Source organism: Micromonospora sp. NPDC003776 (assembly GCF_053605645.1).
Genome location: NZ_JBSGJR010000126.1, coordinates 1 through 13,369, shown reverse-complemented (window position 1 = coordinate 13,369; position 13,369 = coordinate 1). Strand labels below are relative to the sequence as shown.

The 13,369-nt window shown below is 74.8% G+C and carries 2 protein-coding genes and 2 pseudogenes; 2 read left to right on the top strand and 2 right to left on the bottom strand.

The annotated features are described in order from the left end of the window. Positions 1-10,509, bottom strand: a 10,509-nt coding sequence (locus tag ACWEVO_RS13475) for an amino acid adenylation domain-containing protein (protein WP_452307826.1), incomplete at its 3' end; no start/stop codon positions are given. 485 nt (positions 10,510-10,994) lie between these two features. Between ACWEVO_RS13475 and ACWEVO_RS13470 the strand changes: the two genes are divergently transcribed. Further along, positions 10,995-11,972 carry a DUF2804 domain-containing protein gene (locus ACWEVO_RS13470; RefSeq protein ID WP_452307825.1) on the top strand — a complete coding sequence of 326 codons (978 nt, stop codon included), beginning with the start codon at positions 10,995-10,997 and terminating at the stop codon, positions 11,970-11,972. A 40-nt stretch (positions 11,973-12,012) separates the two neighbouring features. On the opposite strand, the pseudogene ACWEVO_RS13465 reads toward ACWEVO_RS13470, so the two are convergent. Further along, positions 12,013-13,221, bottom strand: a pseudogene (locus ACWEVO_RS13465) (glycoside hydrolase family 18 protein); the annotation flags it as partial. 53 nt (positions 13,222-13,274) lie between these two features. Here ACWEVO_RS13465 and thyX point away from each other — a divergent pair. Then, positions 13,275-13,369 (top strand): annotated as a pseudogene (gene thyX / locus ACWEVO_RS13460) (FAD-dependent thymidylate synthase); the annotation flags it as partial.

Here is a 13,369-nt window from a genome sequence, read left to right as displayed (position 1 = left end):
CAGTCGTAGGCGTTGCTGACGTACGTCGGGTCGGCGAGCAGCTTGGCCCGCTCCCCCGCCGTCCGCTCCTCCTCGGCGGCCGCGGACCAGGATGATGCCGGCCAGCTCCGCGGGCTGGTGCTTGGCGAAGTAATGCCCGGCGCCCTCGATGACCTCCAGCGACACCCGATCGGCGAAGAACTCCCACTCCAGGTACCGCTCCTGGTACAGCTCGGTGGCCCGGTCCCCGCTGCCGACCACGCACACCAGCGGCGCCGACAGCTTGCGGGGCAGGCCGTCGGCGTAGACCTCGGTGTAGTAGTCCTCGCCCTTCGCGGCGTCGGCCAGGACCACGCGCATCACGAAGTCCTTCTCGTTCTCGTCGAAGACCTCGGTGAAGAAGCCCATCGCGCGCAGCCCCTCCAGGGTCCGCCGCTTCGACATCCAGCGCTCCATCGGGAACCACCGCCGCGCCCAGGAGAACAGCCGGCCGGGCAGCCGCGGGGCGGGGAAGTGGGCGCCGATGACCACCCCGGTCAGCTCGACGCCGGCCGCCTCCAGCCGGCGGGCCAGCTCCACCGCCTCGGCGCCGCCGACGCAGTGCCCGTACACCGCCACCGGGCCGGTGATGCCCTCGACGACCTCCGTCACGCAGCGGTCCACCAGCTCGTCCATGCCCAGCAGCGGTTCGTCCGGCCGGTTCAGGTCGTGCCCGGGCCGTTCCAGGGCGTAGAGCGACACGCCGGGCGGGAGGGCGTCGGCGAGGGGTTGGAAGGTGATCGCGCTGCCGCCGCCGAACGGTACGCAGAGCAGGGTCAGTGTCGTCGGGGTGCCCGGTCGTGCCGGGGTCAGCTCGTGCAGCAGCCGGCCGGCGGCGCCGCCGGTCGCGGCCAGGTGCTCGGTCAGCGACCGGATGGTCGGGTGGCGGAACAGGTCCAGGACGCTGATCGCCGGGTCGTTGCCGGCGAGCGCCTTGATGGCCTTGAAGGAGTCGCCGCCGAGGTCGAAGAAGTCGTCGTCGATGCCGACGCTGTCGTACCCGAGCACCGCCGCCCACCGCTCCGCGAGGGCCTTGCGCAGCGGGGTGTCCGGGACGGCGGCGCCGACACCGGCCCCGCCGCGGCGGGGGGCGGGCAGCGCCGCCCGGTCGACCTTGCGGTTGGCGTTGAGCGGCATCCGGTCGAGCAGCACGAACGCCGACGGGATCATGTAGTCGGGCAGGTAGGTGCGGGCGAACGCCCGCCACGGCGCCGGCTCCGCGTCGAAGTCGGCGGTGATGTCGGCCCCCTGGTCGGGGTCGCCGCCGGGCTCCCCGTCGCCGGTCAGCGTCAGGTAGGCCGCGATGCTCTTCTCGCCGTCGTCCTCGCGCACCACCACGGCGGCGTCGCGGACCGACGGGTGGCCCCGCAGCACGGCCTCGATCTCGCCGAGCTCGATCCGGAAGCCGCGCACCTTCACCTGGGAGTCGCCGCGGCCGACGAACTCGATGCGGCCGTCGGGCAGCCAGCGGCCGAGGTCGCCGGTGCGGTAGAGCCGGCCGCCGCCGTTCGGGTCCGGCACGAACCGCTGCGCGGTCAGGGTCGGGTCGCCGTGGTAGTCGCGGGCCAGCCCCGGGCCGCCGAGGTACAGCTCGCCGAGCACGCCGACGGGGACGGGGTTCAGCCGCGCGTCGAGGACGAGGACGCGCATGTTGCCGATCGGCCGCCCGATGCTGAGCCGGCCGACGTCGGGCTCGATCCGTTCCATCGTGGTCCAGACCGCGGCCTCGGTCGGGCCGTACAGGTTCCACAACGCGCCCACCCGCTCGGCCAGCTGCCGGGCCAGCGGCGCGGACACCGCCTCGCCGCCGCACACGGCCGTCAGCCCGCGGCGCCCGGCCCAGCCGGACTCGATCAGCAGCCGCCAGGTCGCCGGCGTGCCCTGGGCCAGCGTGACGTCCTCGGCGTCGAGCAGCTCGGTCAGCCGCGCCGCGTCGTAGGCGACGTCCCGGGCCACCAGCAGCATCCGGGCGCCGACCACCAGGGGCAGGAAGAGCTCCGGCACGGACATGTCGAAGGCGAAGCTCGCCATCGCCAGCATGGTGCCGTCGCGGGTCAGGCCCGGTCGGTCGCGCATGGCGGCCAGGGTGTTGACGATCGCGCCGTGGGTCACCCGGACGCCCTTGGGCCGGCCGGTCGACCCGGACGTGTAGATCACGTACGCGAGGTTCTCCGGCCCGGCCGGCGGTGCGGGGTCGGTGTCCGGCTCGGCGGCGAGCGCCGGGTCGCCGGCCCGCAGCACGGTGCCGGCGTACCCGGTGAACCGGTCGGCCAGGTCCGCCTCGGTGACCAGCACCGTGGCGTCGCTGTGCGTCAGCACGTACCGCTGCCGCTCGATCGGGTAGTCGGGGTCCACCGGCACGTAGGCGCCGCCCGCCTTGAGCACGGCGACCAGGGTGGCCGGCAGCTCCGCCGACCGGTGCAGGCAGACCGCGACCGTGACGTCCGGACCCACCCCGGCCCGGCGCAGCCGGTGGGCGAGCCGGTTGGCCCGCGCGTTGAACTCGGCGTAGCTGAGCGTGGTGGCCCCGAAGGTCACCGCCGGCCGGTCGGGACCGGCGGCCACCTGGTGGGCGATCAGGTCGACCAGGGTGGGCTCGCGCCCGAACGGCGGGGCCCAGCCGGACGCGGTGGCGGTGTCGTTCCACTCCGCGACCCGGGCCAGTTCGGCGGGGGTGAGGACCGGTACGTCGGCCAGCCGCACACCCGGGTCGGCGACGGCGGCGGCGAGCAGCGTCTCCAGGTGCCCCATCATCCGCTCGGCGGTCGCCGCGTCGAAGAGGTCGGTGTTGTACTCCAGCCGGAACCGCAGCCCCTCGTCCACCTCGTACGCGTACAGGGCCAGATCCTGCTGGGCGATGCCCGGCTCGACGGCGAACTGCACCATCCGCAACCCGGTGGCCCGCAGGTCGCGCTCGGGGACGTTGAGCATGTTGAACATCACCTGGAACAGCGGGTTGCGGCTGAGGTCGCGGGGCGCGTCGACGAGGTCAACGAGCCGCTCGAACGGCACCTCCTGGTGGTCGTACGCCCCGAGGGCGGTGCGCCGTACCTGCCCGAGCAGCTCCTCGAAGGTCCAGTCGCCGTCCAGCACGGTGCGCAGCGGCAGCATGTTGACGAAGAAGCCGACCATCGGCTCGAACTCGGCGCGCACCCGTCCGGCGACCGGCGTGCCGACGCAGATGTCCCGCTGGCCGGTGTAGCGCCACAGCAGCGCCATCCACGCCGCCAGCACCGTCATGGCCAGGGTGGCGCTCCGGGCCTGGCTGAACCGGCGCAGTTCGTCGGCGGCCGCCGGGGACAGCACCCGGGCGCGTACGCCACCGTGGAACGTCTGCACCGGCGGCCGCGGCCGGTCGGTGGGCACCTCCAGCACGCTCGCCACCCCGTCGAGCTGCCGGCGCCAGTAGCGCAGGTCCGCGCTGTCGTCGTCGGCGAGCCGGCTGCGCTGCCAGCGCGCGTAGTCGCCGTACTGGACGGGCAGCTCGGGCAGCGGTGCGGGACGGCCGGCGCGCGCGGCGTCGTAGAGGGTGGCCAGCTCGCCGGCGATGATGCCGAGCGACCAGCCGTCGGAGACGTTGTGGTGCATGGTCAGCGACAGCACGTGCCGGTCGTCGGCGATCCGCAGCAGGACGGCCCGGAACAGCGGCCCGCGGGCCAGGTCGAACGGGCGCCGGACGTCGGCGGCCAAAGCCGCGTGGACCCACGGCGGCACCGCGTCGGCGACCGCCGACTCCACGATGCTGCCCGGGGTGTCCGGGCCGTCCGCGTCGGCTGGCGCGGACACGATCGGCAGGTCGACCGGGCCCGCCGGCCGCACCTGCTGCACCGGGTCGCCGTCCGGGCCGAGCGGGAACACGGTACGCAGCGACTCGTGCCGCCGGAGCAGCTCGGCGAGCGCCCCGCGCAGCGCATCGACGTCGAGGTCCCCGTCCAGCAGCAGTGACGTGCACACCGTGTAGGCGTTCTGCTGCTCGTACGCCTGGTCCAGGAACCACAGCCGGTGCTGCCCGGAGGAGAGCGGCGCCGGCCCGGCGCCGGGTTCGGCGCGGGGGATGGCCGGCGCGGCGGCGGGCGGTGCGATCACGGCGACGGGTGCCGGGGCCGGTACGCCGGCGGTCGCCGGCAGCGCCGCCGCGATCTCGGCGACGGTCGGCTGGGCGAAGACCGTTTCCAGGGCGAGCGCGACGCCGAGCCGGGCCCGCAGCCGCACCACGAACTGGGTGGCGAGCAGGGAGTGCCCGCCCAGCTCGAAGAAGTTGTCCAGGGTCCCGATCGGCCGGATGCCGAGCAGCTCGCTCCAGAGCTCCGCCACGCACTCCTGTGCCGGGGTGCTCGGTGCGACGTAGGCGGTACTGACGGCCGGCCGGCTGCCGGCGTCGACGACCTCGGGCGCGTCCGGTGCCGCCGGGGCGACCACGGCGGGCGCGGGCGGTGCCAGGCTCGCCCGGGGCGCCGGGTCGATCCAGTGGCGCTGCCGCGCGAACGGGTAGCCCGGCAGGGCCAGGCGGCGGCGCCGGCCGCCGTGCCACCGTTCCCAGTCGACCGGTACGCCGGACAGCCACAGCCGGCCGACGGCGTCGAACATCGTGCCGAGGTCGTCGGCGTCGGCACGCGGGTGCCGCATCGCCGCCACCACCTGACCGGGCCGCAGGCCGGCCAGCCGCGCCAGGCCGCCGAGCGCGTGCCCCGGGCCCAGTTCCGCCAGGACCACGTCCTGCTCGGCGAGGAGCGCGGCGGACTCGGCGAACCGCACCGGCTCCCGCAGGTGCCGCACCCAGTACTCCGGCTCGGTGACCTGCCCCGGGGTGACCGGCGCGCCGGTCAGGTTGCTCAGGTAGGGGCGGTCGGGTTCGGCGTAGTCGACCCGGCGGGCATGCACGGCGAACTCGTCCAGCACCGGGTCGAGCAGGGCGGAGTGGTAGCCGCGGGTGACCCGCAGCGACCGGCAGCCGACCCCGTCGCCGGTCAGCCGCCGCCGTAGCTCCTCGATCGCCTCCGGGGCGCCGGACAGCACACACAGCTCGGGGGCGTTGACCGCGGCCAGTGCCAGGCCGCCGGCCAGCAGCCCGGTCGCCGCGGTCTCGGGCAGGCTCACCGCGAGCATCGCCCCGGGCGGGGTCCGCTCGACCAGCGCGCCGCGGACGCGGACCAGGCGCAGCGCGTCGGCCAGGGAGAACACGCCGGCGAGGCAGGCGGCGACGTACTCGCCGAGGCTGTGCCCCACCATGAGGTCGGGGGTCACGCCCCGGGCGAGCAGCGACCGGGCGAGCGCGTACTCGGTGACGAAGAGCGCCGGCTGGATCAGCGCGGGCCGGGCGAGCAGCTCCTCGGCCCGTTCGTGCCCGTCGGGGCCGGGGCACAGCAGCGTACGCAGGTCGAGCCCGAGGTCGTCGCGGAGCAGTTCGGCGCACTCGTCCACCACGGCCCGGTAGGTCGGCTCCGCCCGGTACAGGCCCGCGCCCATCGCCACGTGCTGGGCGCCGTGCCCGGGGAAGGCGAAGACCAGCGGCCGCCGGCCGCCGGGGTGGGCGCCGGTGAACTGCCGGCCGGGCGTGTCGAGCGCGGCCAGCGCGTCGGCGCGGTCCGTCGCCACCAGGAACCGCCGGTGGGCCATCGGCTGGCGCCGGCCCAGGCCGGCCGCGACGTCCGCGAGGTCCACCCCGGGGTGCGCGTCGAGCCAGCCGCGGAGCTGACGCGTCTGCCGCTCCAGCGCGTCGGCGGTACGGGCCGACACGGTCAGCAGGTGCGGCCCCGGCGTGGCCGGCGGCGCGGCCGGGGCGTGCGGCGGCTCCTCCAACACCACGTGCGCGTTGGTGCCGCCCATGCCGAACGAGCTGACCCCGGCCCGGCGCGGCCCGTCGGCCGTCCACGGGCGGGCGGTGTCGTTGAGGTAGAAGGGGCTGGCCGCGAAGTCGATCGCCGGGTGGGGCCGGCTGGCGTTGAGGGTCGGCGGCAGCGTCCGGCTCCACAGTGCCATGACCGTCTTGATCAGGCCGGCGACCCCGGCCGCGGCGTCGGTGTGCCCGATGTTGGCCTTGACCGAGCCGAGGGCGCAGAAGCCCCGCCCGTCGGTGCCGCGCCGAAACGCCTCGGTCAGCGCGGTCACCTCGATGGGGTCGCCCAGGGTGGTGCCCGTGCCGTGAGCCTCCAGGTAGCCGATCGAGCGGGGGTCCACACCGGCCGCAGCGAGCGCGCTGCTGACCACCTGGACCTGGCCGTCGACGCCCGGGGCGGTGTAGCCGGTGCGCCGGGCCCCGTCGTTGTTGATCGCCGAGCCGCGGATCACCGCGTAGACGGTGTCCCCGTCGGCGACGGCATCCTCCAGCCGCTTGAGCGCGACGATGCCGACCCCGCTGGATTCGATGCTGCCGCGCGCGTCCGCGCTGAACGGGCGGCAGTGCCCGTCAGGGGAGTAGATCCCGCCGTCGTGGTACAGGTAGCCGCGCCGCTGGGCGGGGAAGATGCTGACGCCGCCGGCCAGGACCAGGTCGGACTCACCGGCCAGCAGGCTCTGCCGGCCCAGGTGCACGGCCACCAGCGAGGTCGAGCAGGCGGTGGCGACGGTGACCGCGGGACCGGTCAGGTCGAGCTTGTACGCGACCCGGCTGAGCAGGAAGTCCTTGTCGTTGCCGAGGGACAGCTGGTGCTCGCCGAGACTGCTGATCAGCTCGGGGTGGCTGCTCAGGTGGTCGAGCAGGTAGCTGCTGCGGCCCGAGCCGGCGAACAGGCCGATCCGGCCGGGGTGGCGCGCCGGGTCGTAGCCGGCGTGCTCCAGCGCGTGCCAGGCGCACTCCAGCAGCATCCGGTGCTGCGGGTCGAGGGTCTGCGCCTCGCGGGGGGTGAAGCCGAAGAAGGCGGCGTCGAACTCGTCGATCCCGGGCAGCCAGGTGCCGGCCCGCACGTACGCCGGGTCGTCCAACCGGGCCGGGTCGGCGCCGGCGGCCAGCATCTCCGCGACGCTGAACTCCTGCACGGACTCCACGCCCTTGCGGATGTTCTCCCAGTACTCGTCCACGGTCCGCGCGCCGGGGAAGCGGCAGGCCATGCCGACGACGGCGATCAGGCCGCCGGGCCGGCCGGTGTCGCCGGTCGTGCCCACCGTGGAGCGCACCACGGGGGCGGGCGCGGGCCGTGGGGTGGGCGGTGCGGGGGTCGTCCCGGCGGTGGCGGTGGCCAGGAACGCCGCCAGCGACTCGACGGTCGGATGCCGGAACAGGTCGGTCACCGTCACGACGTCGCCGAGCCGGGCGCGCAGCCGTTCGAGGACGGCCAGCAGGCGCATCGAGTGGCCGCCGAGGTCGAAGAAGGTCTCCGCCGCGCCGACGTGGTCGACGCCGAGCACCTCTCGCCACACCTCGGTGACGAGCTGCGCCATCCGGGCCGGTGTGGTGTCCCACCCGGCCGGGCCCGGTGCGGTGGGCGCGGCGGCCGGCGAGGGCTCATCCGCCTCCGCCGCGGGGCGTGGCCGGGGCAGATCCGTGCCGCCGGGGGCGGGCAGCGCGGCGATGTCCACCTTGCCGTTGCCGGTCAGCGGCAGCGCGTTGAGGACGACGAAGGCCCCAGGTACCAGGTACGACGGCAGTTCGGCGGCGAGGGCCGCGCGCAGGTCCGCCGGGTCCGGGTCGGACCCCGCCCCGCCGCCCAGGTAGGCCACGAGCCGGGGGTCGTCGGGGTCGTCCCGGCGCAGCTGGACGGTCACGTCGCGGTCCGGCCGGCACCGGCGGACGGCCGCCTCGATCTCGCCCAGCTCCACCCGGTAGCCGCGCAGCTTGACCTGGCTGTCGGTGCGGCCGAGGTATTCGAGGTTCCCGTCCGGGCGCAGGCGTACCAGGTCGCCGGTGCGGTACAGGCGGGCGCCGGGGACGGACGAGAACGGGTCCGGGACGAACCGCTCGGCCGTCAACGCCGGCTGGTGCAGGTAGCCGCGCGCCACCCCGGCCCCGCCGACGTACAGCTCGCCGACCACCCCCTGCGGCACCGGGTTCAGCCACCCGTCGAGGACGTACAGGCGGGTGTTGGCGATCGGCCGGCCGATCGCGACCGAGCCCTCGGTCGGGCTGCCCGGGTCCACCTCGTACGCGGCGCAGCCGACCACGGTCTCGGTCGGGCCGTACTCGTTGACCAGCGCCGTCGCGGGGGCGTGGGTCCGCCACGGCGCCACCTGGTCGGCGCGCAGGTTCTCGCCGCCGATGACGAAGCACCGGGTGCGGTCGGCCAGCGCGGCGGGGCCGAGCTGGTGGTGGACCAGGTCGAGCTGAGCCGGAGTGATCTTGACCAGCCCGAACGCCGGTCGCTGGCCGCGCAGCGCCTCGCCGAGCGCCTCCGGGCCGAGGTGCTCGCCGATCATCCGGACGGTGGCCCCGCTGACCAGCGGGACCAGCAGGCTGGTCACGGTCAGGTCGAAGCCGACGGAGGAGTGCAGCGGCACGCTGTCGCCGGGTCGCAGCCGGTAGGCCTGGGCCGCCCAGCGCAGGTAGTTGCAGACGCCCTCGTGGGTGACCATGACGCCCTTGGGGCGCCCGGTGGACCCGGAGGTGTAGATGACGTACGCCAGCTCCTGCCCCGACGGCTGCGGCCGCCGGCGCGGCCGCCGCCGCGGCCCGCCGCCCGGAATGGCGCGACCCGGCTCGGCCGCCAGGAACGGGGTGTCCGGGCCCGGCATCAGCAGGGCCCGCTCCCCGGGCACCAGGTGGGCCAGCTCGGCGCAGGTGAGAACGACCGGGGCGGCGGTGTCGTCGAGCAGGTACCGCAGCCGGGCGGGCGGGTTCGTCGGGTCCATCGGTACGTAGGCGGCGCCGGTCTTCAGCACGGCGAGGACCGCCACGGCGAACGGCACGGCGCGCGGCAGCAGCACACCCACCAGGGCGCCCACGCCGACCCCCCGGCGGCGCAGGGTGTCCGCCAGCGCCTCGGCCCGCAGGTCCAGCTCGCGGTAGCTCAGCGCGGTGTCGTCGTCGGTCACCGCCACGCCGTCGGGGGTCGACCGCGCCTGCCGCTCGATCAGCACGTGGACCAGGTCGTCCGGCTCGGCCGGGGTGGTGGTGCCGTTCCAGTCCAGGACGAGCCGCCGGTGCTCGTCGGGGGTGAGCATGGTGGCCGCGCCGACCGGGGCGCCCGGATCGGCCAGCAGCGAGCGCAGCAGCGTCTGGAGGTGCCCGGCGAGGCGGAGCATGGTTTCCTCGTCGAACAGTGCGGTGCGGTACTCCAGCACGGTCCGCACCCCGTCCGCGTTCTCCCGTACCGAGACGGTGAGGTCGAACTTGGCGGTGGCGGCGGGCACCTCGACCGGGACGACCTGGAGCTCGTCGAGGCGCGGCGGAGCCGCCTCCCGGCCGTACACGAACATCACCTGGAACAGTGGGGTGAAGCCGGGCTGGCGGGCCGGGCGCAGCGACTCCACCAGCGTGCCGAAGGGCAGCTCCCCGTTGGCGAGGCCCTCGAGGGCGGCGGTGCGCACCCGCCCGAGCAGCGTCTCGAACGACGGGTCGTCGTCGAGCCGGGACCGGATGGCGACGGTGTTCAGCAGCAGCCCGACCAGCCGCTGCGCCTCGGGCCGCTGCCGGTTGGCCACCGGCGTGCCCAGCACGATGTCCCGCTGCCCGCTCCACCGGGCCAGCAGCACCTGCACGGTGGCGAGCAGCACCATGTACGGGGAGACGCCCATCCGCCGGCACAGCGCCATCAGCGCCTCGGTCGGCACGTCCAGCGGCACCGACAGGGTGGACCCCGCGCCGGACGGTACGGCGGGCCGGGGCCCACGGGTGGGCAGCTCCAGTACGGCGGGGGCGCCCGCGAGCTGCCGGTGCCAGTACTCCCGCTGGGCGGCCGCCTCCGCGCCGCCGAGCCAGCCGTGTTGCCATGCCGCGTGGTGGCGATGGTCGAACGCCACCGGGTCGAGGTCCACCGGCCGCCCGGTGCGGTGCGCGGTGTACAGCCGCTCCCACTCCTCGTGCAGGATGCCGAGCGACCACTCGTCAACGGCGACGTGGTGGAACGTCAGCAGGAGCACGTGCTCCTCCGGCGCGCACCGCAGCAGGGTGGCCCGCAGCACCGGACCGTGCTCCAGGTCCAGCGCGGTGGTCGCCTCGGCGTGCAGCCGGGCCTGCAGCTCCTGGTCCCGCTGCCAGGTGGGCAGCCCGCTCAGGTCGGCCACCCGCAGCAGCCCCGGGCGCGGCTCGTGGACCGTCTGGACCAGGTGCTCCGGTGCGACGTCGGCCGGCGACGGACCGGCCTCGCCGGCCGCCGGGCTGAGCGTGGTGCGCAGGGCGGCGTGCCGGGCCACCAGCGCGTCGAGCGCCGCCGACAGCGCCGGCACGTCCAGCGGCCCGAGGATCCGGTACGCCAGCGGCACCAGGTAGCTCGCCGGGTCCGGGTCGAGGCGGCTCAGGTACCACATCTGCCGTTGCTCGTACGACGCCGGGACCGGGCCGACGGCGGCCCCGGGCGGCACGCTGGGCGTCGCCTGCCGGGACCTCAGGACGTCGGTCATTCCGTCCGCCTCCTATGCACCGGACACCTGCCGGCGCGCCCCCGACGCGTCGGCCCGTGCCGTCAGTTGCTCGTGGTTCAGCAGCCCTCATCGGCCGATGAGCGGCTGGTTGACCTGGGTCAGATCGGCCTGGTGGAGCACGGCCGCGGACAGGGTCCGGGGACACACCGGCACGACCGGCCGGCGGGGACGACCCCGCTGGTTCGGAAGCTACCCGCGCCCCGCCCCCGGAACAGCCGTCCATACGACAGATGCAGATCAGGCGATGAGTAGGGCTCGTCACATCTTGGCACTGGTGATCTTTCGCGGGGGATCACCAGATCGTGTCAGCCATCGATGCGTTCGGCCGGTGGCATTGCACGTTCGTCTATTTCTCGACCGGCTGGTGTCATAACTCTTGCCCGGACGGAGGCTGTCCGGGTCGGGCCCGGTTCAGGTGTGGCTCGTTGCGCTGGCGGCCCGAACGATTGGCTAGCCTGGCGGGCGTGACGCACGAGCGGGAGATCACCGAGCCGGTCGACCTGTGCCTGCCCGACGGCCGGCTGAACCCGGCGGCCGTGGGCTGGACCCGCCGGCCGCTGCACCGGGCCAACCTGCGCGGTTGGGGGCGGGCCAAACGGTGGGAGTACTGGGGTGTCGTCACCCCGACCCACATCGTGGGGCTCGTCGCCTCCTCGCTCGACTACGCCGGCGTGCACAGCGTGTACGTCCTCGATCGGCGTACCCGGGTCGAGACCGGCGCCGAGGTGGTGGTGCCGTTCGCCCGCGGGACAACATTGCCGCCGATCAGCGGCGCCGGCCGGGTCCGCGCGGCCGGCCGTGGCCTGGCGATCGACATCGACCAGCGGCCGGACGGCAGCACCATCCGGGCGACCGCGCCCGGCGTCGAGGTCGACCTGGTGGTGCCGCTGCCGCCGGGCCACGAGTCGCTCGGGGTCGTGGTGCCCTGGAGCCGCCGCCGGTTCCAGTACACGGTTAAGGACGTGGGCCGGCCGGTTCGCGGCACGCTGCGGGTCGCCGGCACGGCCCACCCGATCGGCAACGACTCCTTCGCCGTGCTCGACCACGGTCGGGGCAAGTGGCCGTACGCGGTCCGGTGGAACTGGGCCTCCGGCAGCGGACCCGGGCGCGCGATCCAACTCGGCGGGGCGTGGACCGACGCGACCGGCTCCACCGAGAACGCGCTGTTCGTCGGCGGCCGGCTGCACAAGATCGGCACCGATCTGACCTGGCGTTACGACCGCGGCGACTGGCTACGGCCGTGGCGGATCAGCGGCGACCGGGTCGACGTGGCGTTCCACCCGTTCCACGAGCGGGTCGCGCGCACCAACCTCGGCGTCCTGGCCGGTGAGACGCACCAGTGCTTCGGGCACTTCTCCGGCTGGGCGGCCACCGACGACGGCGAACGGGTCGACCTCGACGGGCTCGTCGGCTGGGCCGAGGAGGCCCGGAACCGCTGGTAGCGCCCGGCCCGGCCGCCCGCCGCTGTGCCGTCCGGCCGCGCTACGGCGCCCCCAGCCCGAGGCTGATCGTCCTGGTCAACGTCGCGTTGTCGTCGTCGCCGTCCAGCGACCAGACCATTGCTCCGGCCAGGCCGGCCTGGCGGATGTAGCGCGTCTTCTGCAGGACCACCGCCGGATCGTCGTACGTCCAGAAGGTCGTGCCGTCGAAGAGCCAGGCGTGCCCGGCGCGGAGGTCACGGTGGACGGTGAAGCCGTTCCCGGCCAGGAGCTTGAGCCGCCGGTAGTCCTCGGATCCCGCTTCGAAGGTGGCCGGCGCGGGCCCGGCCGCGGGCTGGAACAGCCCGTCCCCACCGCCGGTCACCCCGGTCCAGCCCCGGCCGTAGTACGGGATGCCTAGGACCAGCTTGTCGCGGGGCGCGCCGCGGGCGAGCCAGCCGTCGATGGCCACCTCCGCGGAGTAGTCCGGGTTGTCCGGCGCCCCCGCCGGTACACGCAGCGCCGACTGCTGGTTGGTCACCCCGTCCCAGGAGCCGTGGAAGTCGTACCCCTGCACGGTGGCGAAGTCCAGGTACCGGAAGATCCTCCGGCCCTCGTACCCGGCGTCCATCGTGGCTGGATTGGCCGGCAGGAAGGCGGTCAGCGCGTAGTGCCGGCGGGTCTGCCGGCCGTAGGCGTCGAGCTGCCGGCGGAACTCGGCGAGCAGCGCGGTGAAGTTCTCCCGGTCCTCCGGGCGGATCAGGTTGCCCGGCTCACCCGGCCAGTTCGGCCACTCCCAGTCCAGGTCGATGCCGTCGAACACGCCCGCGGCGGCACCCGGGCCGCCGCTGCCACCGTCCAGCACCGGCAGGTTCCCCTTCAGGTAGAGGTCGATGCAGGAGGCGACGAACGCCTTACGGGAGGCGTCGGTGCGGGCGGCGTTCGAGAAGTACGTCGACCAGCTCCAGCCACCGAGCGAGATCAGCACGCGCAGGTCGGGATGCCGGGCCTTGAGCTTGGCGAGCTGGCCGAAGTTGCCGTTGAGCGGCTCACCCCAGGTGTCGGCGACGCCGTCGACGTTCTCCTCCGCCGGGACCGGGCGCTGGTAGTCGGCCCAGGCGTCCCCCTCGCCGGGACCACCGTCCACGTAGCAGCGCCCGTCCTCGCTGATGTTGCCGAAGGCGTAGTTGACGTGGGTGAGGCGGCTGGCCGCCCCGGAGGTGTCTAGCTTCTTCACCGGGAAGGCCCGGCCGTAGATGCCCCACTGGGTGAAGTAACCGACCCGGTGGTAACCGGTGCCGCCGCCGGCGTCCGGGGCCGCGCCGGCAGAGCTGGAAGAAGCCGAACCCGGCCACCGCCACCAACGCCGGCTACCTGGCGCACATCCTCGACGTGGGCCACCTCTCCGTGCTGGAGCACGG